This is a genomic window from Hymenobacter sp. BT18, from assembly GCF_012273015.1.
Classification (GTDB): domain Bacteria; phylum Bacteroidota; class Bacteroidia; order Cytophagales; family Hymenobacteraceae; genus Hymenobacter; species Hymenobacter lutimineralis.
On record NZ_CP050954.1, the window covers coordinates 298,945 to 323,034 of the forward strand.

21 protein-coding genes are annotated in these 24,090 nt (G+C 56.8%); 15 read left to right on the forward strand and 6 right to left on the reverse strand.

The window, feature by feature from the left end; translation table 11 throughout:
* Positions 1-67 precede the first annotated feature (67 nt).
* The 4 genes from HER32_RS01340 to HER32_RS01355 all read left to right on the forward strand — a co-directional run bounded on the left by HER32_RS01340 (position 68) and on the right by HER32_RS01355 (position 4,877).
* Complete coding sequence (locus HER32_RS01340) at positions 68-565, forward strand: hypothetical protein (protein ID WP_168679916.1); 498 nt, start codon at positions 68-70, stop codon at positions 563-565.
* A gap of 166 nt (positions 566-731) precedes the next feature.
* Entirely contained in the window at positions 732-986 is a 255-nt protein-coding gene (locus tag HER32_RS01345) for a hypothetical protein (protein ID WP_149072608.1), read from the forward strand.
* A 164-nt stretch (positions 987-1,150) separates the two neighbouring features.
* A complete protein-coding gene (locus HER32_RS01350) occupies positions 1,151-2,449 on the forward strand; it encodes a sensor histidine kinase (protein WP_168679918.1) in 1,299 nt (432 codons plus the stop codon).
* A 184-nt stretch (positions 2,450-2,633) separates the two neighbouring features.
* Entirely contained in the window at positions 2,634-4,877 is a 2,244-nt protein-coding gene (locus tag HER32_RS01355; protein WP_168679920.1) for a PAS domain-containing sensor histidine kinase, read from the forward strand.
* Positions 4,878-4,966: 89 nt separating this feature from the next.
* Here HER32_RS01355 and HER32_RS01360 read toward each other — a convergent pair whose 3' ends face one another.
* Positions 4,967-5,620, reverse strand: coding sequence for a PA2169 family four-helix-bundle protein (locus tag HER32_RS01360; RefSeq protein ID WP_168679922.1), 654 nt, complete (start codon positions 5,618-5,620; stop codon positions 4,967-4,969).
* Between the two features lie 193 nt (positions 5,621-5,813).
* On the opposite strand from HER32_RS01360, the gene HER32_RS01365 reads away from it, so the two are divergent.
* Both HER32_RS01365 and HER32_RS01370 read left to right on the forward strand, forming a co-directional pair.
* Positions 5,814-6,092 (forward strand): hypothetical protein, encoded by a 279-nt coding sequence (locus HER32_RS01365; RefSeq protein ID WP_149072612.1) that lies wholly within the window; start codon positions 5,814-5,816, stop codon positions 6,090-6,092.
* 275 nt (positions 6,093-6,367) lie between these two features.
* Positions 6,368-8,479 carry a glycoside hydrolase family 97 protein gene (locus tag HER32_RS01370; RefSeq protein ID WP_168683181.1) on the forward strand — a complete coding sequence of 704 codons (2,112 nt, stop codon included), beginning with the start codon at positions 6,368-6,370 and terminating at the stop codon, positions 8,477-8,479.
* A gap of 72 nt (positions 8,480-8,551) precedes the next feature.
* Here the strand turns inward: HER32_RS01370 and HER32_RS01375 are convergent, their stop codons facing one another.
* From HER32_RS01375 to HER32_RS01385, 3 genes are read right to left on the reverse strand one after another with little or no spacing between them, the layout of a single operon-like run.
* Positions 8,552-10,792, reverse strand: a complete 2,241-nt coding sequence (locus HER32_RS01375; protein WP_168679924.1) for a xanthine dehydrogenase family protein molybdopterin-binding subunit — start codon at positions 10,790-10,792, stop codon at positions 8,552-8,554.
* 12 nt (positions 10,793-10,804) lie between these two features.
* Positions 10,805-11,788 (reverse strand): FAD binding domain-containing protein, encoded by a 984-nt coding sequence (locus HER32_RS01380; RefSeq protein ID WP_149072614.1) that lies wholly within the window; start codon positions 11,786-11,788, stop codon positions 10,805-10,807.
* Positions 11,785-12,417: a (2Fe-2S)-binding protein gene (locus tag HER32_RS01385; RefSeq protein ID WP_168679926.1), complete on the reverse strand. Its 633-nt coding sequence runs from the start codon at positions 12,415-12,417 to the stop codon at positions 11,785-11,787. The genes HER32_RS01380 and HER32_RS01385 overlap by 4 nt, the downstream gene beginning before the upstream one ends.
* A gap of 451 nt (positions 12,418-12,868) precedes the next feature.
* Here HER32_RS01385 and HER32_RS01390 point away from each other — a divergent pair, with 451 nt between their 5' ends.
* Positions 12,869-13,036: a hypothetical protein gene (locus tag HER32_RS01390; protein WP_168679928.1), complete on the forward strand. Its 168-nt coding sequence runs from the start codon at positions 12,869-12,871 to the stop codon at positions 13,034-13,036.
* A 25-nt stretch (positions 13,037-13,061) separates the two neighbouring features.
* Complete coding sequence (locus HER32_RS01395; protein ID WP_168679930.1) at positions 13,062-14,198, forward strand: DUF692 family multinuclear iron-containing protein; 1,137 nt, start codon at positions 13,062-13,064, stop codon at positions 14,196-14,198.
* Positions 14,199-14,282: 84 nt separating this feature from the next.
* On the opposite strand, the gene HER32_RS01400 is transcribed toward HER32_RS01395, so the two are convergent.
* Entirely contained in the window at positions 14,283-14,564 is a 282-nt protein-coding gene (locus tag HER32_RS01400; protein WP_168679932.1) for a hypothetical protein, read from the reverse strand.
* 275 nt (positions 14,565-14,839) lie between these two features.
* Between HER32_RS01400 and HER32_RS01405 the strand changes: the two genes are divergently transcribed.
* The 7 genes from HER32_RS01405 to HER32_RS01435 all read left to right on the forward strand — a co-directional run bounded on the left by HER32_RS01405 (position 14,840) and on the right by HER32_RS01435 (position 21,547).
* A complete protein-coding gene (locus HER32_RS01405) occupies positions 14,840-15,205 on the forward strand; it encodes a DUF1304 domain-containing protein (RefSeq protein ID WP_149072626.1) in 366 nt (121 codons plus the stop codon).
* Positions 15,206-15,274: 69 nt separating this feature from the next.
* Entirely contained in the window at positions 15,275-15,691 is a 417-nt protein-coding gene (locus HER32_RS01410) for an STAS/SEC14 domain-containing protein (RefSeq protein ID WP_168679934.1), read from the forward strand.
* Between the two features lie 330 nt (positions 15,692-16,021).
* Positions 16,022-16,630, forward strand: a complete 609-nt coding sequence (locus tag HER32_RS01415; protein ID WP_168679936.1) for an HPP family protein — start codon at positions 16,022-16,024, stop codon at positions 16,628-16,630.
* A 578-nt stretch (positions 16,631-17,208) separates the two neighbouring features.
* Entirely contained in the window at positions 17,209-18,864 is a 1,656-nt protein-coding gene (locus HER32_RS01420; RefSeq protein ID WP_168679938.1) for a DUF4435 domain-containing protein, read from the forward strand.
* 57 nt (positions 18,865-18,921) lie between these two features.
* Positions 18,922-20,436, forward strand: coding sequence for a toll/interleukin-1 receptor domain-containing protein (locus tag HER32_RS01425; RefSeq protein ID WP_168679940.1), 1,515 nt, complete (start codon positions 18,922-18,924; stop codon positions 20,434-20,436).
* A 249-nt stretch (positions 20,437-20,685) separates the two neighbouring features.
* Positions 20,686-21,165, forward strand: a complete 480-nt coding sequence (locus HER32_RS01430) for a hypothetical protein (protein WP_168679942.1) — start codon at positions 20,686-20,688, stop codon at positions 21,163-21,165.
* 37 nt (positions 21,166-21,202) lie between these two features.
* Positions 21,203-21,547 carry a DUF362 domain-containing protein gene (locus HER32_RS01435; protein ID WP_168679944.1) on the forward strand — a complete coding sequence of 115 codons (345 nt, stop codon included), beginning with the start codon at positions 21,203-21,205 and terminating at the stop codon, positions 21,545-21,547.
* A 155-nt stretch (positions 21,548-21,702) separates the two neighbouring features.
* Here HER32_RS01435 and HER32_RS01440 read toward each other — a convergent pair whose 3' ends face one another.
* Complete coding sequence (locus HER32_RS01440) at positions 21,703-23,892, reverse strand: glutamine synthetase III (protein ID WP_149072621.1); 2,190 nt, start codon at positions 23,890-23,892, stop codon at positions 21,703-21,705.
* Positions 23,893-24,090 lie beyond the last annotated feature (198 nt).

Here is a 24,090-nt window from a genome sequence, read left to right on the forward strand (position 1 = left end):
GCCGGTACTGCTTGTCCGCCCGGCGGCGGGCTGCGTACTTGCAGACCTTACTGCTTTGCCCACCCTTATGAAAGACCGCCCCATCTGGATTACCCTACTCGGCAACATGACCAAGGCTACCGGCCTGGCCGCCTGGCAAACCGGCCGCCTGTTTCGCAAAGCCGCCGCGGCCGCCCTGGAGTCGGTGCAGGAAGTGCTGCGGGCGGAAGTGAAGAAAGGCAATGGCCGGCTGGTACAAGACTTTCTGGCCAATAAAGCCCTGCCGGCGGCGCGGGCCCTGCTGCTGGAGCGCATGGCGGCCCGGCTGCTGGTGCGCATTGGGCTGCGCGGGGCCCTGGCCTCCAGCGTGGTCGGCTGGATTTTGCCTTTTGTGGTAGAGCAGCTGGTGAAAGTTGCGCAGCGCACGGGAATACTCGATAAGCTTAGGGCTCACCCCACCGTGGCCGATACGCTCACGCGCCTCGATGAGCTGAAGCGCGCCGCCTGGAAAACGCTGGTGCCGGATGCCGGCAGCGGCGCCGAGGTGCTGCCCGATGACGCCGAAGGCCCACGGCTGCTTTCCTGACCGGGCTTCAGCGCTGAGCATGCCTTAGCCGGAAGGAACCGTTATCCTATCCCAGAATTCCCTTGTTTCAGGCCCGCAACGTGGTTTTTGTCAACTCCCGGCGCAATCGGATGGCCGAAACTGAGCGTTTCCCGTATAGCCAACCTTCACCAGCTTTACGACCTTTATGAAACTCTCTTTCAAGTCTCTCGTGTTGTTTTCGGCATTTGCCGCCTTTGCTACCACCTCCTGCTCGGAGCGCCAGCAGGAAAACACGGAAGCCGCCACCGAAAATGCCGTGGATCAGGCCGGCGACGCTACCAGCGAAGCCGCCAATGAAGTGCAGGCTGACATGGCTACCGAGCCCGGTGACACGGCCGTAGTGCAGAACAAAGAAGCCGACAAACTCGTGGAGAAAGTACCCGCTACGCCGCAGAACTAGTTACTGCCTTTTATCCGCAAAGCTCCTGCTCAAACCTTGGTTTGGGCAGGAGCTTTTGTTTTATTCCTGCCCGCTGCTGCCTTGGGCTGTTACCAGCCACCGTGTACGTATCTTGAGGCCGTTTCGCCCCGGAAAGTTATTTCGGTGGTCTTCGCCTTGCTTTTATGTTCGCTCGTACCTGGTTGTGGCTAGCTGCCTGCTTTCTTTCGGTTCCGGCTTGGGCGGGGGGCCCGGCTCCGGCTGCTCCTCCCACGTTGGCCGACCAGTTTGTTGAGTTTTTTGCCCGCCTGCTTTCGCCCTGGGGGTTTCCAGCACGCTGGCACTGCGGGCACTGGACCAGCTTCCACGGCTGGCTCTACATCGTGTCCGATCTGATGATCTGGGCGGCTTACTTCGCTATTCCTTTCCTGCTGATCAACTTTATCCGGCAGCGCCGCGACATGCCCTTCAACCGCCTGTTCTGGCTTTTTGGGCTGTTTATTTTTGCCTGCGGCGCCACGCATTTGCTCGACGCCCTGATTTTCTGGGTGCCCGTTTACCGGCTGAGCGGCCTCGTCCGGCTGATTACGGCCCTGGCCTCCTGGGGCACGGTGCTGGCCCTGTTTGGGGTGATTCCCAAAGCCCTCCTGCTGAAAACGCCCACCGAGCTGGAAAGTATTGTCCAGGCACGCACCACGGAGCTGGCTGCCACCAACCAGCAGCTCCAGGACGTGGCCGCCCAGCTCCGGCAGCAGAACGCCACGCTGGCCCGCACCAACCGCGACCTGGACACCTTCGTGTATACAGCCTCCCACGACCTGAAGCAACCCGTGCTGAACCTGTCGGGCCTGCTGGAGGAACTCACGCGCACGGCTACCTTCGCCGACCCCGAGGCCGGCCCCATGCTGAAGATGGTGGATGCGTCGCTCAACCAGCTGCTGGGTACTATTCAGTCCCTGGCAGAAGTGGTGCAGGTGCAGCGCCCGGCCCACCTACTCCCTCCCGAGCCGGTAGAGCTGCAGCCCTTGGTGGAGGAAGTGCTCCGCAACGTGCAGAATCTGCATCCCAACACCGCTACCTGGACGCTGGCCTTGGCCAACATTCCGGCCCTGCACCTGGAGCCGGCCACCCTACGCAGCGTGCTGTATAACCTGCTCAGCAATGCCGTGAAGTACGCCGCCCCCACCCGCCCCGCCCATATTGAGGTGCGCACGGAATGGCAGCACGGCCAGCCCACCCTTGTGGTCCAGGACAACGGCCTGGGCATCGACCTGACCCGGCACGGCACGGAGCTGTTTAAATTATTCCGGCGCTTTCATGACCATATTCCCGGCACCGGGCTGGGCCTCTATCTGGTTCAGCGCCAGCTGGAGCAGGCCGGGGGGCATCTGGAGGTGGAGAGTGAGGTAGGAAAAGGCTCCACTTTCCGGGTGGTACTGCCGGCCCCCACAAGGCCAGGGTCTGGCTCTGCGCCTACTCAGTAGCAATAGAGCCAGCCCGGCTACCCGGGAAAATTCGGGCCGCTGGGGCTGTAGGCACGCGTTGGCGGTCGGCTGCGGAAACCGGACGCCAGAAAAATATCGGCGGGTCGAAATCCGGCTGGCCCAACACTACGCACTTACCAATACCTTAGGGTGCGCCTTTTCCCGTTTAGCCTCCGCCGCTGCCGTGTCCACCTCTTTCGCTGACGTTTCTTTCGTGTATGACGCACTGCCGGGCTCCGTGCTCCTGCTGCAGGCCAATGCGCCGGACTTTACGCTACTGGCCCTCAGCGACGACCTGCTGCCCCGCCTTGCCTCCACCCGAGCGGAGGTAGTAGGCCGCAGCCTCTGGGCCGTGTGTACTGCCAACCCAGCCCTACCCGGCGCCGCCAAGCCAGCCGGCCTGGCTAGCGCCTTGCAGCACGCCCTGCTCACCCGGCAAGCCACCCAGTACGCCATCGGGCCGGGCTGGAGCCCCCACGAAGAGGAGGCCAACTGGGTAGCCCACATCCGGCCGGTGTCCGATGCAACCGGGGAAGTTCGCTGCCTGGTGCTCAGCTTCAGCCACGGCGGGCGGCTACCAGCGGCGGGTGTTCTGCAAGGGCAGGAAAGTGCTGCTTACGACCAAACCCTGCTTGAAGCGTGCCCCATTGCCACGGCGCTTTACTTAGGCCCGGAAATACGGGTGCAGTACGCCAACGCCTTGATGCTGGAGTACTGGGGCAAGGACCCATCGGTAGTGGGCAAAACTTTCTGCGAAGCGCTGCCGGGCCCGGAGAGCCGCGCCTTCCAAGCCCGGCTGGAGCAGGTATATGCTACCGGAGAGGCCTACGCGGGGGTATACGAAAAGGCTGCTGTACTGACAGACGGGGCAGCGCACACTGCCTATTTCGATTTTACCTGCAAGCCCCTGCGTACCCCCCAGGGCCACGTGTACGGCATTCATCACACGGCCACCGACGTAACGGAGGAGGTGCTGACCCGCCAAAAAAGTGAGGCCCGCCGGGAGGAGCTGGAGTGGTTTAAATTCATGGCCGATCAGGCCCGCGACTTATTTATCCTGGTGCGCGAGAATGGCACTTTTGCTTACCTGAACACCCAGGCGCTGGAAACCTGGGGCTACACCGCCCGGGAAGCCCAGCAACTGCACGTAGCCGACATCGACCCCACGTACCAACCCAGAATGTTTGCCCTGGGCTTTGCCAAGGCCCAGCGCGAAATCATTCCCCCTTTCGAAACCCTGCACAAGCGCAAGGACGGACACGTGTTTCCGGTGGAAGTGAGCATGAATGCACTGGTGCTGGGCGGCAAGCCCCACCTACTGGCCGTAGCCCGCGACATCACCCAGAAAAAGCGCGACCTGGAGGCCCTGCAGGAAAGTGAAGAGCGGTTCCGCATCATGGCCGACGCCGCCCCCAGCCAGGTGTGGGCCGTGCACCCGGATTCGTCGGTGCGCTACGTGAACCGTACGTTTCTGGAGTTTGTGGGCCTCGACCTGCCTCAATACCTGGCGAAAGGCTGGTTTTCCTTTTTACACCCCAGCGAGGCGGCCTTTGCCCAGCGCACCCTGGAGCAGGCCATTGACGAGCGGAAACCTTACAGTTTGGAGCACCGCATGCGGCGCCACGATGGCGTGTACCGCTGGTTTCTCTCCCAGGGCGCCCCCAGCTACTACGCCAACGGAGAGCTGTACGGCTACGTGGGCGCCGCCATCGACATCACGGAGCTCAAGCTGGCCAACGAGCAGCTGGTCCGGATAAATAACGACCTGGACAATTTTGTGTACACGGCCTCCCACGACCTGAAGGCCCCCATCAGCAACATCGAAGGCCTGCTCCACGCCCTGCTGCGCGTGCTCCCCCCGGAAACGCTGCAGTCGGAACAGGTGCTGCAGCTCACGGCACTCATGCAGGAGTCGGTGGAGCGGTTCAGCAAGACCATTGCCAACCTCACGGACGTAGCCAAGCTGCAAAAAGAACACAGCGCCGAAGCCGTGCCCGTGCAGCTGGCCACCGCCATTCGGGAAGTGCTCCTGGACCTGCAACCCCAGCTCGGCCGCGGGCACCTGCAGGTGGAAGTTGACGAAACCACCACCATCCGCTTTTCCGAGAAAAACATCCGCTCCGTGGTGTACAACCTGCTTAGCAACGCCCTTAAATATTGCGCCCCGGAGCGGGAGCCCCACATTGTAGTGCGCTGCGAAGCCCGGGACGAGCACCACGTGCTCACGGTGGCCGATAATGGGCTGGGACTGGATGCCAACCAGCAGCGCCAGCTGTTCATTATGTTCAAGCGCCTACACAGCCACGTAGAAGGTTCGGGCGTTGGACTCTACATGGTCAAGAAGATTATGGAAAACAGTGGGGGCCGCATTGAGGTGGAAAGCACGCCGGGCCTGGGGTCCACGTTCCGGGTGTACTTTGCCCGCTAACCCCGCAGTGATTCAGCACGAGTCATAAACAGAGCAAGCCCCATCCGGCGTGGGCCGAACGGGGCTTGCAGTAGTTTAAGCAAACACGCTTATTGCTTGTCTTCCAGCTTTTTTAGCCGGTCGTAGGTTTTTTGGGAAAGCTCGTACTGATGCTGCACGGCCACCCGGATGGAGCCGGTGAGGGTGCCTTGCTCCAGGGCGTCTTCGTAGGCTTTCAAAGCCCACTCCTCCCCGTACACATTGGAGCCCAGGATGGCTTTTTCGCTCCGGCCCGTGAGCAGGGCCTTGGCGTCCATCCAGCCTCGGTAAAGCTTGCCTTTCAGCGTGGTGCTCGTTTCCGTGGGCTCCCCCTGCGCCCGCAGGGCGGCATTCAGCTCGTTGGAGAACTGCTGACTCTGGCTGACCAACTGCTTGTAGTAGCCCGTCAGCTCGGCATCGGTGCTTTCGGCGGCCGCGCGCTGATACCCTTCTATCCGGTCGTTTACGAAATACAGCAGCTCCCGCAGCGTGTCGGCCTGGTTGGTTTGCGAAGCGGTTTTATTGCGGCGCGCCAGGTAGCCTACCCCGGCTACGAGCAGGGCCCCGCCCACTACCTTCTGCAGGGTGCTGAGTTTATTGAGGCTGGCGGCCGAACGGCCCAGCAGGTCGCCCATGGTTCCTTGGGTAAAACGCGTTGCAGTAGCCGGGCCCGCCGCGCGTTGCGCGGTGCGGGCCGTGGGGTAAGATGATGCGGACTGGTTCATAGGTCTAGCGTAGGATGGTGAAAAACACCTTGCTCTACGACCTGGTTAAGCAGTTAGTTATGTTGAGCTTAGCCACTTGTTCCGGCCACACTGCTGCCGGGGCTGCCTGTTCTCTTTGACCCGAAACACGACCAGGACTTGCTTGTGCGACCGAAAAGTGTAAGTTTGGTGCCAATGCTCCGGTATATTCTTCATGGAAATCCACCCCGAACTTGTTACCATTCGCCGGCAGATGCGCCAGCTGTTTCATGAGCGGGCGGAGCTGGGCACCCTCGACACGTTGCGCCAGCAGTGGCAGCAGACCCTGAAAGCCTTGCAGCAGCAGGCGCTGGAGCCGCAGGTAGCCCTGCGCGTGGCCAACAGTCTTACGCAGCTGGCCGCCCTGGAGCAGCCCGCCTCGGTTTTCTGGTCGAGCCAGGCCCGGCGGCAGCAGCTGGAAAATGCCCTTATTCGCGCCGTGCAGGAGCTATAGCCTCCGGCCTACCCCCACCACTACGGTCCAGCTACACCGGCCCTGGCCTCGCCGGTGCCGGTCCGCCCCCAAGCAGCCCCGCGGATTTTTGACGCCAAATAGGCGGCCTGCGCGTGTACATCCGCTTTCGTCTGGCTAAGTTCGCAGCGGCTTAGGCCGGCCACACGTGTCCTTTTTGCTTTGCTGGACCCGTACCGCGCTGCTTGCTCCTACTTCACCTACAGCACACAATCTCCATGCTGCTTTCTTCTTTTACCGGTTTTTTACCGCCCCGGATGGCCCGGCAACTGCTGGCTATCTGTGGCCTTGCGCTACTGAGTCCGGCCGCTCTGGCCGAAGAGCTCAAGTCGCCCAATGGGCAGCTTACCCTCAACTTCGACCTGCAGGCCGGCGGGGTGCCCACTTACCGGCTTACCTACAAGGGCCGCGACGTTATCAAGGCCAGCAAGCTGGGCCTGGAGCTGAAGGGCACCACCAGCCTGCAAAGTGGCTTTGCGCAAACCGACAAGCAAACCCGCTCCTTCGACGAAACCTGGCAGCCGGTGTGGGGCGAGGCCAAAACCATCCGCAACCACTACAACGAGCTGGCTGTGACGCTCACGCAGGCCGAAACCCAGCGCACCATCCGCGTCCGGTTCCGGGTGTTCGACGACGGGCTGGGCTTCCGCTACGAGTTTCCGCGCCAGCCCAAGCTCGACTACTTCACCATCAAGGAAGAGCGCACCCAGTTTGCCCTGGCCGGCGACCATAAGGCCTTCTGGCTACCCGGCGACTACGACACCCAGGAGTACAGCACCGTTACGTCGAAGCTCTCGGAGGTGCGCGGCAAGATGAAGGCCGCCGTGACGCCAAATGCCTCCCAGACGACCTTTTCGCCTACCGGCCTGCAAACCCCGCTCATGCTCAAAAGCCAGGACGGGCTTTACATCAACATTCACGAGGCCGCCCTCATCGACTACTCGTGCATGCACCTTGACTTGGACGACAAGAACATGGTGCTGGAAAGCCACCTGACGCCCGACGCGGTGGGCGACAAAGGCCTGATTCAGACCCCGGCCAACTCGCCCTGGCGCACGGTGATTGTGAGTGATAAAGCCGGCGACATCCTGCTCTCCAAGCTGGTGCTGAACCTCAACGAGCCCACCAAGTTCAAGGATGTGTCGTGGATCAAGCCGGTGAAGTACGTGGGCGTGTGGTGGGAAATGATTACGGGCAAGAGCACGTGGTCGTACACCAACATGGACAACATCAAGCTCGACTCGGTAGACTACCAGAAGGTGAAGCCCAACGGCACCCACGCCGCCAACACCCAGCACGTGAAGGAGTATATCGACTTCGCCGCCAAGCATGGGTTTGATGCCGTGCTGGTAGAAGGCTGGAATACGGGCTGGGAAGACTGGTTTGGCAAGCACAAGGACTACGTGTTCGACTTCGTGACGCCCTACCCCGATTTCGACGTGCAGGAATTGAACCGCTACGCCGCCGCCAAGGGCGTGAAAATCATCATGCACCACGAAACGTCCGGCTCGGTGCGCAACTACGAGCGGCACCTGGAAAAGGCCTTTCAGTTCATGAACGACAACGGCTACAACGCCGTGAAAACCGGCTACGTGGGCGACATAGTGCCCCTGGGCCACCACCACTACGACCAGTGGATGATAGACCACTACAACTACGTGCTGGAAAAAGCCGCTGAGCACAAGATCATGGTGAACGGCCACGAAGCGGTGCGCCCCACCGGTCTTTCGCGCACCTTCCCCAACCTTATCGGCAACGAGGCCGCCCGCGGTACGGAGTACGAGTCGTTTGGCGGCAACAACGCCGACCACACCACCATCCTCCCGTTTACCCGCCTCATTGGTGGCCCGATGGACTACACGCCCGGCATCTTCCAAACCAAGGTGAGTGCCTACAATCCGCAGAACACGTCCTTCGTGCACAGCACCCTGGCCCGGCAGCTGGCCCTGTACGTGACCATGTACTCGCCCCTGCAGATGGCCGCCGACCTGCCCGAAACCTACAACAAGCACCTCGACGCCTTCCAGTTTATCAAGGACGTAGCGGTGGACTGGGACGACACGAAAGTGCTGGAAGCCGAGCCCGGCGACTACATCACCTACGCCCGCAAGGCCAAGGGCAAGAGCAGCTGGTTTGTGGGCAGCACCTGCGACGAGAACGGGCGCACCTCGAAAATTGACCTGAGCTTCCTGGAGCCTGGCAAGAAATACGTGGCCACCATCTATGCCGACAGCAAGGGCGCCCACTACCAGTACAACCCGCAGGCCTACCAGATCCGCAAGCTGAACGTGACCAGCAAAACCAAGCTGACCCAGCTCTGCGCCCCCGGCGGCGGCTATGCTATCAGCCTGATAGAAGCGGGCCGCTAGACGCAAAACCTCCAACGAAGAAGCCCCTTGCGCAGCTGCGCCAGGGGCTTCTTTTTGATTTATGGGTCGGCTTTAAATCAGCTTATCGGGGGTGATGGGCAGCTCCCGCACCCGCTTGCCGGTGGCGTTGAACACGGCATTGGCAATGGCCGGCGCTACGCCGATAATGGCTATTTCGCCAATACCCTTCGTACCCAGGGCATTCACGTGCGGGTCGGGCTGGTTGACGAAGGCTACTTCCACGGCTGGCGAATCGGCGTGCACGGGCACGTGGTAGTCGGCAAAGTCCTTGGTGACGTAGCGCCCAAACCGGTCATCGATGTGGGCAGCCTCCATCAGGGCCATGCCGATACCGCCCACGGCCCCGCCCTTCATCTGGTTGCCGGCCGTTTTCTCATTCACGATAGTCCCGGCATCAGCGCAGGAAACCAGCTTGCTCACGCGCACTTCCCCGGTCAGCTCATGCACCCGCACCTCGACAAAATGCACCGAAAACGAGTACATGGAATACTGCTGGCCTTCCGGGCCGGGGCGGGCTTCCACCATCACAGCTTTGTCACCGCCCTGCTTGATTAGGTCGGCGTAAGCCACGCGGGTGGCGGGGTTGCTGCTTAACGCCAGGTAGCCATCGGTTAGGGTCACGTCCTCTTTTTTGGCAGAAGCAAAGGCAGCGTTGCTGGCCCCGGCCAAACCGCGCAGCTTGTCTTTCAGGGCCAGGCAGGCTTCCTGCGTGGCTGGCCCTACGCTGTTTACCGTGGAGGAGCCGCCCTGGGTGCCGGCCTTGGGAAACGAGGAGTTGCCGAGCTCAAACCGGATTTTCTTGGGGTCCAGGCCCAGCGTGTCGGCCGCAATCTGCGTCATCACGGTGCCGGTGCCCGGGCCAATGTCGGTGGTGGCACACTGCAGCAGCACGGTACCATTTGCCAGCAGCTGGGCTCCTACGGTGGCCGCTCCGCGGTGCGCGCCAAACGTGCCCACGCCCATGCCGTAGCCGATGAGCCACTCCCCGTCGCGCAAAGAACCGGGTTTGAGCTGGCGCTTGCTCCAGCCAACCCGCTCGGCCCCCAGCTGGTAGCACTCCTTCAGAAACTTAGTGCTCCAGGGCTTGCCGTTTTCCGGGTCCTTGTCGGTGTAGTTGCGCAGGCGGAACTCCAGGGGGTCCAGGTTCAGCATATGCGCCATTTCATCCATAGCCGACTCCAGCGCAAAGGCCCCGGTAGCCTCGCCCGGGCCGCGCATCCAGATGGGAGAACATACGTCCAGCGAAACCAAGCGGTAGCGCGTGGTCACGTTGGGGGCTTGGTACATCATCCGCGTCTGGGCCAGGGTCGACTCAGTGAACTCCTCGTAGTTGGAGGTTTGCCCGATGGATTCGTGGGTAATGGCCGTGATTTTGCCGTCGGGTGTCGCACTCATGCCCAGCTTCTGCCAGGTGTAGGGCCGGTAGCCTACGTTGGTAAACATCTGCTCCCGGGTCAGCATCAGCTTTACCGGCCGGTTGACCACCCGGGCCGCAATAATGGCCGCCGACTCGTGGGGCCAGCTGTGCAGGGCGTTGCCGAAAGCCCCGCCCACGAAGGTGGCAATGACTTTCACGTTTTCCTCGGGCAGGTTCCACTCCTTGGCGAAGTCGCGACGGGTGGCCATGGTGCCCTGGGTTTTGTCGTAAATCGTGAGCTTATCAGCAGCCTCCCAGTGGGCCGTAATGGCCTGCAATTCCATGGGATGGTGTACTTCCGTGGGAATGACGTACTCACTTTCCAGCTTGATAGCGCCCAACTTATAAGCATCAGCCTGGCCGCGCTGGTAGTCGTTCATGGGGTGCTTGGGGTTCTTCTTGGCCGCCGTGGGCAGGAAGGCTTCCGAGGCACCGGCCTCAAGGTTGGTTTTGTGCTTTTCCGGGGCGTATTGTCCCTTCACCAGCCGGGCCGCGTGCCGGGCCCGCTCCCAGCTGTCGGCCACCACTACGGCAATGGGCTGGTCGCTGTAGTGAATTTTGTCGTCCTTGAAAATTTTCAGGGGCCCGCCCACCGTAGCCGGCTGCGAGGGGTCTTTGCCCGCGGTATCAAAGCCCGGAACCTTAGGCGAGTTGAAGTGGGTGATAACGGCCAGCACGCCCGGGGCCCGCTCGGCGGCTTTGGCATCGACGCCGGTAAGACGGCCCTTAGCAATGGTGCTGCCCACCAGCACCGCGTAGGCCATGTTGGGCAGCTCGTACTCGGCCGAGTATTTAGCCGCGCCGGTTACTTTCAGGTGGCCATCCACCCGGTTCATCGGCGCCCCGATCTGCTTGTTTTGCGCTTGCTCTTTCATAGAAAATCAGGGTTAGGCGGCCGAAGCAGCCGTTCGCAGGGCCTGCACAATGGTGTTAGGCCCAAGCTTGATCTTGTAGGCATTGTGCTTGAATGCCTTGGCCCCTTGCATGGCTACTTCCGCCGCCTGCCGGAAGGTATCTTCGGTGGCGGGCTTGCCCACCAGCAGCTGCTCGGCAGCCGTGAGGCGCCAGGGCTTGTGCGCCACCCCGCCCATGGCCAGCCGCGCCGCCTTGATGGTGTTGTTTTCAATGTCGAGGGCAGCGGCTACCGAGAGCAGGGCAAAGGCGTAAGAGGCCCGCTCCCGTACTTTCTGGTAGTGCACGTATTTGGTAAAAGGCCCATCGGGCACGTCCACGGCCGTTATCAGCTCACCTTTCTCCAGGTTGGTGTCTTTCTCCGGGGTGTCGCCGGGCAGGCGGTGGAAGTCGATAAACGGAATGCGCCGCTCCCCTTTTGGACCGCTTACCAGCACGGTAGCATCCAGGGCTACTAAGGCTACGCTCATGTCGGAGGGGTGCACGGCAATGCACTTGTCGCTAAAGCCGAAGATGGCGTGCATGCGGTTGATGCCTTCCAACGCACCGCAGCCCGAGCCCGGCTCCCGCTTGTTGCAGGGCATGGCCAGGTCGTAAAAATACGAGCAGCGGGTGCGCTGCAGCATATTGCCGCCCACGGTGGCCATGTTACGCAGCTGAGCCGAAGCCCCGGCGTTCAGGGCCTGGGCCAGCAGCGGCTGCCGCTCCCGCACCTGCTTGTCGTCGGCCACCGTGGAGTTCAAAGCCAGGGCCCCGATGCGCAGCTTGCCCGGGTCGGCGTCGATGCGGGCCAGGGGCAGGCGGTTGATGTCAACCAGCTTCTGGGGCGTGGCGATGCCGCGCTTCATGAGGTCTACCAGGTTGGTGCCGCCGGCAATAAAGGTGGCATTCGGGTCCTTGGCTACGGCATCGATGGCGGCCTGCTGCTTGCTAGGCCGCACGTATTGAAACTGGTTCATACCTTCTGTCCTCCGTTTTTCACTTCCTGAATGGCCGCCACAATGTTGGAGTAGGCCCCACACCGGCAGATATTGCCGCTCATGTACTCCCGGATTTCGGCCTCCGAGCCGGCGTGCCCCTCGCGCACGCAAGCTACGGCTGACATAATCTGGCCCGGGGTACAGTAGCCGCACTGAAATCCGTCGTGCTTCACGAAGGCTTCCTGCATGGGGTGCAGCTTGTCGCCCTCGGCCAGCCCTTCGATGGTGGTGATTTTCTTGCCTTCGTGCATCACGGCAAAGCTCAGGCAGCTGTTTACCCGCTGCCCATCCACGTGCACGGTGCAAGCCCCGCACTGGCCGTAGTCGCAGCCTTTCTTGGTGCCAGTGAGGTTCAGGTTTTCGCGCAGTAAGTCCAGCAGCGTGGTACGCGGCTCCACCGAGAGCTTGTGCTTTACGCCGTTCACCTCCAGCTTGAGGGGTACTTTTTCGAAGGCCGCGGCTACTTTTTCATCCAGCTCATTGGTAGCGGCCTGAACGACGGGCCCAGGCACAAAGGTCAAAGCCGTCAGCAGCGACGACTGTTTGAGGAAGGTGCGGCGGCTTTCGTCGTGGCCGGCCGGCTGTTCCAGGTCGGGAGGAAGAGACATAAGAAGAAAGGATATAACGGAAGAAGGCCAGATACTTTTGGACCCGCGTTGGGTGGGGCTGGTTATTACCGACTGACCCACCCACCGGCTGCCACGGACAATAAAGTCAGTTAAGGTGGGAAAAGATTTGCCGGCCCAAACTAATAAGGAAATTACCGGTACCAGGCCGCGCTGATACGTATACGGGAAGCCCACGCCGGAGGCACGAACAAACAACGGAAAAATGCGGCGGAAGGTAAGCGGGTGGGCAGGGCAACTAAACGGTGACCAACCCGCAGGGCTGTAGGGCCCGGCCCCGAGGGAAACTGGCGCATCCTATCCAGGGGCGGCCCGGCACGGGGGCCGAATGCCTCATGCAACGTTTCGGCAGGAAGGCCGCTCCTAGCTATGGGTTAACGCCCGTTCCATAGAGCTAGTGCCCGTATTTTCCAACTTCCCCCTCCTTACCACGATGAAATTACCCAAAGCTTTGCTAGGTGCCATGCTCGTTGGCATTACGGTGCACGCTACCGGCTGCGCCAAGAAAGGCACGCCCGAACCGGCGGGCGAAAAAGTAAGCAAGGACGGCAAAGAAGTCCCCCAACTGCCCGATAATTGCCCGGCCTGCGGACGCGGCTAAAAGCGTTGGCTCTGCCCCCGCCGTTATGACTAAGCCGCCGACCATTTTTGCTGCCCTTGCCCTTAACCTGGACGCAGATATGCTGGCAGCGGCTTTCCCTTTACTGGCCGATGGGTCCGTTGGCGCGCTGGAATGGTCTTTTGATGCGCTATCAGGAGCAAACACGCCGGTGTGGTTTACGGAGTTGTTGCATGCTTTCAGCAAAGAGCAGCGGCTAATTGGGCATGGCGTCTTTTTTTCGCTGCTTTCAGCCCGCTGGACCACCGAGCAGCAGCAATGGCTCCAGCGCCTCAACCAATTGGCACGGCAATTTTCCTTCAACCACGTTACCGAGCATTTTGGCTTTTTCACGGGCCAGAACTTCCACTCCGGGGCGCCCTTACCCGTTCCCTATACCGCGGCCACCCTCCGGATCGGGCAGGATCGGCTGTGCCGGATCAGCGAAGCCTGCAGCTGTCCGGTAGGACTTGAAAATCTGGCCTTTGCGTATTCCCTGGAAGAAGTAAAACGCCACGGTGAGTTCCTGGATAAGTTGCTGACCCCGGTTAATGGGTTTCTCATCCTGGATTTGCACAATCTTTACTGCCAGCTCCACAATTTCTCTATTTCCTACGAGGAGCTTATCGCACTCTACCCCCTGGAAGAGGTGCGGGAAATTCATATTTCGGGCGGCAGCTGGGCGGATTCTTCCCTATTGCCCGACAAAAAGATCCGCCGCGACACCCACGACGATGCTGTCCCGGACGAGGTGTTTTCTCTGCTAAAGGCAACCATGCCCCGGTGCCCGCATCTGAAATACGTAGTCCTAGAGCAGCTAGGTAATGGCTTGCAAACTGAGCACAGCCAAACCCGCTTCCGCCAGGATTTTCTGCGGATGCAAAAGCTGGTTGCCCAGCAAAATCAGGAGTCGAGACCGACAGATTACCACTTCCTCCCCCGGCAGCCCGTTGTTTCCGGACCCGTCGAAGAAGATGTCCGGCTTTATGCACAGCAGCAGCAGCTTTCTCACATCCTCGAAACGGCCCATTCCTACGAGGAAGCCCACCAGCGGCTACTTTTGTCGTCTTTGGCCCAATCGGAATGGCAAATCGAGCAGTGGGCACCTTATATGCTGGAAACGGCGCTGGGTATTGCCCAGAAGTGGCAGCTTAAGCCCAGTTGATCCATAAAGCTACTCCAGCCACTGTGCTGACCGATCTTTTGCACGCTGCCACAGCCCAAGGCCAAGGCGCCATTGGCGAAGCCACTATGCCGCCGCTGAGGTAGAAATGGCCGGGGGTATGCCCACTGCCTGCATGACGTGGAAAACCACCAGCTCCCGACTAATCATCTTCTCTCTCAGAGGCAGCGTCATCAGGTAGCGGTCGGCTACGTAATGAATAGCCTGCGAGGGGCCCAACACCTGCCAGCCCAAGCGGCTGATAGTAACTGAAGTAAGTATTTGATCAGCCAGCCGGAATTCAAATACCAACGACTCGGCATTCGGGTTTTGTAAAGCGACGAACAAGGCGGGTCGAACAACCATCATTACCATCTATATTAGTTATCATATGCAATATACTAATTTTGTTAGCAATTATCTGCTGCCTTCATCAATTGTTGCGCATGATCCTGCACGGACGCCTCTTCTGTGGTAGTGCTTGTCCAGTGCCTGCTTGTTCAGCTTTATGCCATAACGGTCATTAATCTTCAGCCCTTAGCCAACTTTCTCTAGAGTCCAGGCAACGATTATATTCTGCATTTCCGTTAGCTTCCGCTCGAATTGCCTGCATATCCTTTATCATAGCCTGGCCCATGGAGTATCTGCACTTGCTTGCCCTTGTCCTGATTGGTTTTGTGGCTGTTATTCACCTCTATATTCTGTGGCTAGAAATGTTTGCTTGGACCACCCGCGGCCCTAAAGTATTTCGCAACATTCCGGCCTCATTATTTCCGGCCACCCGGGTATTGGCTGCTAACCAAGGATTATACAATGGTTTTCTGGCGGCCGGGCTGGTTTGGTCGCTCTTCATTCCCGACTCTTCCTGGCAGCGGTATGTGGCCAGCTTCTTTCTTGGCTGCGTGGCCATAGCCGGGCTCTATGGAGCGGCCACCGCCAGCCACCGCATTCTGTATGTGCAGACGCTGCCAGCGGCGCTGGGGCTGCTCCTGTTGGCGCTGACAAACTAACGCTCAAGGTCCTGGCTGTTTGCCGGGGCCATCAATTGCGCAGCCCCCAACCTTTCGTTTGCCGCATTTATGATGCCTGCCCTTCCCTACGTCGCCTCTGCTTTTGTTTCGCTGACGTACCAGGCCGGGCAGCATGTAGCCTTGCAATGGAAGCTGTCCGACGGGTCAGAAGCTGAGCTCAAAGCACTGTATACCCACGTTTTGCAGGTGATGATAGCCCACCGGGCTCCCCGCCTTTTGAGCGACCATCGCCTGCGGCCCCCCATGTCCATGAGCTTGCAGCACTGGCTGCAAACGGAATGGATTCCTCAGGCAATTCGCGAGGCCCGTTACAGCCATTGTGCCATCGTGGAAAGCAGCAACCCTATTGGCCGGCTGGCGGCCCGAGCCATCGGGATGGCCGTGAACCCCACCCTGGCAGTTCAATACTTTCAAACCTCAGAAGAGGCTGCTGCTTGGCTGCGGCAAGCCTCGCCAGCGCGGTAGCCCCCAACCAGAAACGGAGCCAGAGTACCTGCTGCACCTCATTCTGCTTGCGAGTAAGGGAGCCTTGTGTACTACTTTGCCTTTTTTGCCGGATCGACGCAGGGCCAATGCAATATTTACTTCTAACTGATTAAAAGATACTTACTGTAAAACAAGCTGGTTTTTCGATGGATTGGCCATCGTATACCGGTAAAGCAACGGGAGTACACTTCGCTGGGACTTCCCCAACTTTGCTCGTAGGCAACTGGTCGCATTGCCTGTAGAATCAAAGTTTTTGCAACTGCTTATCTGCGTAGAGATGTAGCGCGGCAGCAGACGCTTGTTTTCATTATGCGCACAAAAATACGCCGCCAGGCCCGGCGGATGAAGATCATCGTGTACCAGGAAACACTCTTTGACTACAAAGAGCATTTGTGGACGTTTCTGGGTGCTTTCGTGGGAATTGGAATTATCGGTTTGCTCAACCGTCACCGCCTCCCCACGGATGCGCCTTTGCTGATTGGTTCGTTTGGAGCGTCTTCGGTCCTGGTGTACGGGGTCATCAATAGTCCGCTGGCCCAGCCGCGCAACCTGCTCGGCGGCCATGTACTGAGTGCCTTTATTGGCGTGACGCTGTACCGCTGCATGCCGCAGGAGCTGTGGCTGGCGGCGGCCCTGGCCGTGTCTCTTTCCATTGTGGGCATGCAAATAACCAAGACGCTGCACCCGCCCGGTGGGGCTACGGCACTGATTGCCGTTATTGGCTCGCCCCAACTGAAGGCGCTGGGGTACAGTTACGTGTTCATGCCTGTGCTGTCGGGGGCGGTGGTACTGCTGCTGGTAGCGCTGGTGTTCAACAACCTTTCCCCCACGCGCCATTACCCTACCAACAAGCATTGGTACCGAATCTGGCAGCGCCGGTACTATGTGAAGGCCCTTAGGCGGCTGACGAATTCGTAAGTTGCCATCGGCAAGGGCGCTTCGCTGACGTATTCTGTACCTTCAATCCCGCTTAGCGGCGGCCCCTTCTCAGCATGCCGCTGGAGGCACAACCGGGCAAGAACTAACTGAACTGCTATAGCCGTGACTATCCCCGCCAATGACCGTAAGGCCTCGAATCTGCTGCTCTTGAGTGGGGGACTGATTTTACTTGCTTACATCAAAGAACTCCCTTCTTTCTTCGACCGGATTTTAGCGAAAGAAACGCCTGGCGCCATTTGGGTCCTGGGCGTACTTTTCATTACTTATCTATGCACCTTGGTCGTGGGCATACGTCGGGGCAACCGCTGGGCCAAGATTACCTTCATTGTGGTCAGTATCTTGGGTATCACACAGATCTTATCCCGATTAGTGAGCACCTCACACATCCCCAGCGCCCTATCTCTGAAATTCTCTTTGACACTGATGGCCTCAGTTGTACGATACTGGGCAGCCTTCATCGTAGCTCGCGACCTGCTGCGCCAGCCAGTATCCGAAGAGGCCGGGGGTTCGGTGGGGCAAGGGTGATTGAATTAATCACACCTTGAACGGCTCTACTTATGCCTATTAATACGCTTCAAATCCCATCGCAACAGGGCACAAATATTGACACTAATCCCTACGCCGAGATTGGCCCTACGAGTTCCATTGTCATCGTTGGGGCAAATGGTTCAGGCAAAACACGCTTGGGCGCTTGGCTTGAATTTAATGGCCCACAACACAGACTGGTTCACCGTGTTGGAGCGCAAAAAATGCTAAATTTCCCAGAATCCTCAAGTCCAGTCGCTCTTGAGGACGCGTACTTAAGTTTCAAAGCTGTTGTTGATTCAAGTAGCTTGGTTAACAACAGGGAGCATTTTTCAAGAACTGAAACTAAAATTCATCAAAAATGGCAAGGTGATGCTGCGACGGGCACCGTAAATGATTTCAGGCATCTTATGATCTATTTGATGTCCGAGCAGTATGAAATTGTATTAGCTTACGCCCAGCAGGCGGAACAAACAGCCATCTATAAAAAACCTGTTGCTACTAAACTGGGGCGAATTAAGCGCATCTGGGAGCATGTTATACGTCATCGACAACTTATAATCAAAGCCAGCGCTATTGATGTAAAGTTAGTAGAAACATCGGATGCGAATAATTACAAAGCCAGTCAAATGAGTGATGGGGAGAGAGCAGCCTTTTATCTTATCGGTCAATGCTTAGCAGTTCCAGAAAATAGTATAATTGTCGTTGATGAACCTGAAGTGCATCTGCATCGTGTTGTTCAGTCCACGTTGTGGGATGCAATTGAGCAAGAACGGCCCGACTGCTTGTTTGTTTATCTAACGCATGACCTTGACTTTGCTGCTTCTAGAATTGCAGCTAAGAAAATCTGGATTAAGAGCTACGATGGTAAATTTTGGGACTGGCGGGAAGTACCCGCTGAATCAGAAGGCTTGCCCGAAGAAGTACTTCTCGCTGTTTTAGGTAGTCGCCGGCCCGTAGTCTTCACCGAAAGAACGCGAGGCGGCACCGAGCACACCCTCTTCTCTCGTCTTTACCCAGGCTGGACTATCATGCCCCAGGGTAGCTGCGAGCAAGTCATCCAAGCCACGAAATCGTTTAGTGACCTCAAACACCTGCACGGCTTAGAGTGCCGCGGCATCATCGACTTGGATTTCCGCACTCAGGAAGAAGTAGCAGACTTACACAGCAAGGGCATTTATGCGCTAAATGTGCAGGAAATTGAAAACCTACTGATCACCGAGGATGTTCTGACAGCTGTCGTTCGCCACGCTATTGAATCTGGTACTATCGAGGGTACAGTGTCTGATAAAGTTACTCAGATTAAGCAGTTTGCTTTTGGCCTTCTAGCTAGGGATAAGGACCAAATTGTTTCCCGAAAAGCCAGTTGGGAGGTTGAAAAAGCTCTTCGGAAGTTTGATGCTAGAGCAGTTGGCCTAGATGCGTTGAAGCAAGCTTTAGCGGATACTGCAGCTCTCAATGTGGATGCGCTTTATGCGCCATTAGAGCAGGAGATAAGTCGCGTTTTAACTGAGCAAGATTACCCAGCGCTGCTACGGTTGTACAACAACAAGGGGCTAGCAAAGCAGGTAGGTAAATTCTTTGGTATTCAGAAGTCTTACCCAGATTATGTGAAAGGCTTAATCAGCCTTAGCAAAGGAGAATTAATTCTTCAAGCCCTTGCGGCTTCGGCGCCAGTTTTGAGTTAGCTTGGGGATAGGAATGCATTCTTAAAATATTAAACAAAAAAACAATAGACAATAAACATGGATTCAAAAATCTCTCTATCTTATTGCTGGGCTGATAAAGACATTGCTAACAAAATTGATCAGGACTGGAAAGCCTTAGGTATTATATTAACTCGGGACATAAGAGACGTCGATTATAAAGGATCATTCCGGGCTTTTATGCAAAGCATGAGAGAAGGAGATTTCGTTCTATTAATTATAAGCGAGAACTACTTAAAGTCAAAAAATTGCATGTTTGAGGCATTGGAGCTTTTCCAGGACCCAGCGTTTAAAGACAAAATCCTTCCTGTACTCGCCCCAAATGCAAATATATATAATGCGTTGGGCAGACTTCAATATGCAAAATACTGGGAAGAACAGATCAGCGAATTAACAGCTCAAATAAAGCAACTAGATGGCCTTGATAACATAACTAGCGCTTATCAGGAGCTAGACCATTTGAGACGTATTCGTGGTTCTATTGATCAATTTTGCGCCACATTATCTGATTTGAAATACTCTACTTGGATTGAAGTAGAAGCGAAGGGATATAAAGATATTTTTGAATACATTGGAGGCGATATAGATAGCGCTTTAACTGCTGAGTGTAGTGATATACTTATGATTAATGACATACAAGAACAAGCAATTCACCTTGAACAATTGAGTAGAAAAAATCCAAATAATAAAACCATCCTCTTTACCGAAGCAGCAGTTGCATTTAAGCGCAAGAATTATAAGATAGCAAGAAATAAACTCGAAAGCATTGTAAGTATTTATGATGATAACACAGCACGGATAGAGTTAGGTATCATATTAGCTGGATTTTTAGGAAAACCTCAATTGGCGAGGGAACAATACGAATCAGCATTGGAAAAAGACCCCAAGAATAGTAATATTCTCAACAACCTAGCATTAGTGTTATCCGACGATTCAATCAACGAAGTTGAATTATCGAAATCTTGCTTTGAACAAGCTATTGAAATCAACCCGAATGATGACGAAATTTTAATAAATTATGCTAATTTTTTATATCAAAAAACTAATGATTTAGAAAATGCTGCACTAAAATTTAAAACCGCATTTTCCATCAACAATGCCAATGCAGGAACTCATTATAGTTACGGGCTTTTATCATTAAAACAGGGAAACATCGAATTGGCAAGGCATCATTTGGAGGATTCAATAAAACTTGACCCTAAAACACCTGCATGGGGTATAATCGGCAACATCATATTAATCCATTACAAAAATCTGGAGCTTGCCGATAAATATTTCAAAGGTGCTATTTCATTAGCTGATAACGAACCACAAGGTCATTATAACTATGCTAATTATCTAGCACAGCATACGACTAATCATGAACTCGCCCTCATACATTACAGGAGAGCAATAGACTTAGATCCAAACAACGGAATATATCATATAAATTTATGTATAAAGCTTCTTAGGATAAACAGAATGGCCGAGGCAAGGGAGCATTATCAAAGGGCTTGCGCTATTGACCCAAGTTTAAAACAATTGGCTCTTGATGAAGCTCTATTAAAAACATAATCGACTAGTTATTGGCACGAGCGTTGGCGGGCCTATATGTATGATAAATCCATGTTAATACCTTAGTCATGAAAATCATTCAGCAGCTCCGCAAGTATAAACTCAACAAGCACGGCTTTGCCTCCATCCATTCACCGTCTGTTGGGCTAGCACCCGCTTGCGCGTGGCCTTAGAAAAGTCCCAGCCGCTACCACGGGCGTAGCCAGCGCAGCGTGGTATCTTTGTTTACCCCGAAAGTATCTCCAAGCTATGCCTATCCGAATAGCCTACCTTCTACTCTCCCTGCTGCTCCTCGTTAGCCCAGCCTTTGCCCAGTCTACCCCAGCCAAACCGGCCGGCGGCGCGCTGCTGGACCAGGAGAATGGCTTTCGCGCCTACCATTTCGGAGACCCAGCCGCCCAGCATCCGCCGTTGCGCGTGTTCTTGGAAGATGGCCCCACCATCATCTACACCGCTTCTCCAGAGGACTTGCACTACGCCGGTGTGCCACTCACGGAAATACTCTACACCTTCAAACCCGACGGTCTGGACCGGGTCAGCTTCACTACCCGAGGCCAGCGCCACAGCGACCAGCTCTTGCAGCAGCTTGTGGCCCACTACGGCCCCGGCGAGCCCGGCTCCAGCTACGTGAATAGCTACGAGTGGCGCGGTCAGCACGTGGTACTCAGCTTCAGCCCCGCCACCAAGGCCAACCCGGACGCCCAAGTGCTGCTGTTGCGCTTACCTTAATGCAGACTGAGCCCTAAGACCTTTTCCCTGCATGCCAATGCGCCGTTTCCTCTTCCTCCTTTTGCTCAGCAGCCTTGCTTCCCTGCCCGACGCCTTGGCTCAACAGCCCCCTGTCACGGCCACCACGCCGCCGATGTATGGGTTGGCCCTTATCGAGCTAAGCCGCCAAGTAGGTGGTAGCTGCTCGGTGATTCTCTCGGATGGTGTAACTCCAAACCCTAAGGCCAAGGTTTACCAGGAGAATGGCCGGAACCGGGAATTTGCCGATGAAGCGGCCGCCCTTAATTTTCTTTATAACCTGGGTTGGGAGGTCATCCCCAACGGCAGCCCGGCGTCCAGCCTTTACATCAACCGCTACTTACTCAAGCGCCGCAACCAATAGCTTTTTGTATTCCGGCAGGCTCCATACTAAGCTGTATTTTGGTAGTAGCTGTAAGGTATGGGCACAAAAAAAGCCGCCCCACCCGGAACGGCTTTTTCGAAATCGAGACCGAAGAAAATTCCCACCCAACTTCGGTTCGATTCTGGCGCTGGACTCTAGTGCCGGAACAACAGTTCGCGGTACTTTACCAGGGGCCAGTCCTCATCGGCCACCATCAGCTCCAGCTTATCCACGGAGCGGCGGATGGTGTCGAAATGTGATTTGACAGTGTCGCAGTAGGCAATAGCCCGCTCGCGCGTGTCTTCAATTTTGTTGGCCACTTTACGGGCATCAATCATCTGCTCCACTTGGGTTTTGATGGTGTTGATGTGTCGTGAAATAGCTTTGATCGTATCTACGGTTACCTGAGCCGTGTCGTCGTCGAGGCCCAGCTCGCGCAGGCCGCGCACGTTGTTCACCAGCTTGGTCTGGTATGCAACCGCCGTGGGGATGATATGGTTCACGGCGAGGTCACCCATTACGCGACTTTCGATCTGGATTTTCTTCATGTAGTCCTCCAGCAGAATCTCGTGGCGGGCGTGCAGCTCTACCTGCGAGAAGATGCCGTGACGCTCAAACAGGGCCGCTGCCTCTTCCGTCACCAGCGCATCCAGGGCGTGGGGCGTAGTGGGGATGTTGGCCAGACCCCGACGGGCGGCCTCTTCCTTCCACTCATCGGAGTAGCCATTGCCCTCGAAGCGGATGTCCTTGGAGCTGATAACGTACTCGCGCAGCACCTCTACGATGGCCACTTCTTTTTTCTTGCCCTGCTCGATCAGCGCATCCACTTTCGTTTTGAAGTCAATCAGCTGCTCGGCTACAATGGCGTTGAGCACCGTCATGGCCGAAGAGCAGTTAGCCGAAGAGCCCACGGCGCGCAGCTCGAACTTGTTGCCGGTGAAGGCAAACGGCGAGGTGCGGTTACGGTCCGTATTGTCGAGGAGGATAGCGGGAATCTTATCGATGCCCAGCTTGAGGTAGATGTTGTCGCCCTTGTCCAGGGGCACTTTGGCGGTTCGCTCCAGTTCGTCCAGCACCGAGTCCAGCATCGAGCCTACGAATACCGACATGATAGCCGGCGGGGCTTCGTTAGCCCCCAGGCGGTGGTCGTTGGAAGCCGAGGCAATGGAAGCGCGCAGCAGGTCGCCGTACGTATGCACCGCCTTAATGGTGGTGATGAAGAACGCCAGGAACTGCAGGTTTTCCTTGGGCCGCTTGCCGGGAGCGAGCAGGTTCACACCGGTATCGGTGCTCATAGCCCAGTTGTTGTGCTTGCCCGAGCCGTTTACGCCCGCGAAAGGCTTCTCGTGCAGCAGCACTTTGAAATTGTGCTTCTCGGCCACCTTGTCCATCAGGTCCATCAGGAGCTGGTTGTGGTCGATGGCCAGGTTGGCATCTTCGAAGGTGGGCGCGCACTCAAACTGGTGCGGGGCTACTTCATTGTGGCGGGTACGCAGCGGAATGCCCAGCTTGTTGGCTTCCTCTTCGTAGTCCAGCATAAAAGCGTGCACCCGGGGCGGAATGGAGCCGAAATAGTGGTCTTCCAGCTGCTGGCCTTTAGCCGGCGAGTGGCCGAACACCGTGCGACCGGTCATTACCAGGTCGGGGCGGGCCGTGTGCAGGGCTTTGTCAACCAGGAAATACTCCTGCTCGATACCCAGCGTGGTGTTTACGCGCTGTACGTCTTTGTCGAAGTACTGGCACACATCCACGGCGGCCTTTTCCAAAGAAGCCAGCGACTTCAGCAGCGGGGCTTTGTAGTCGAGAGCCTCGCCGGTGTAGGCTACGAAGATGGTGGGAATGCACAGCGTCTTGGCACCGGCCGTTTCCAGGATAAAGGCGGGCGAGGTGGGGTCCCAGGCGGTGTAGCCGCGGGCCTCAAAGGTGTTGCGGATGCCGCCGTTCGGGAACGAGGAAGCATCGGGCTCCTGCTGCACCAGTGCCGAGCCTTTGAAGTTTTCTACGGGCCGGCCGTCGGAGTTCAGGTCAAAGAACGAGTCGTGCTTTTCGGCGGTGGCGCCGGTCAGGGGCTGGAACCAGTGCGTGTAGTGGGTAGCACCTTTGGCCATGGCCCAGGTTTTCATGGCTGAGGCTACGGCGTCGGCCACGGAGCGCTCCACGGGGGCTCCCTGCTTAATGGCTGATTGTAATTTCTTGAAGTACTCTCCCGGCATAGTCGCCCGCATGGCGTCGAGGTTGAACACGTTCTTGCCGAACGAGTCGGAGCGACGCTCACCGGAGGAAACCACCTCGACCGTCTTGCGCTGGTCGACTAATTCAAGAGCTTTAAATCTGAGAATGGCCATACAGTAGTTACGTGGAGGCTATGATGTATGAAGGCAAATGTAGATGACTGGCTTTCTCTTTTCCAAATACCCTTTCAAAATTTAAGGCATTTGTGTAAAAATCATTTGTTTTTTCTCGCATACCCCTCAAAAACCAATACCAATCTCCGATTTAACCAGTCAAAAAGCAACCCCTCCCGACTTCTTGATTAAGAAAGC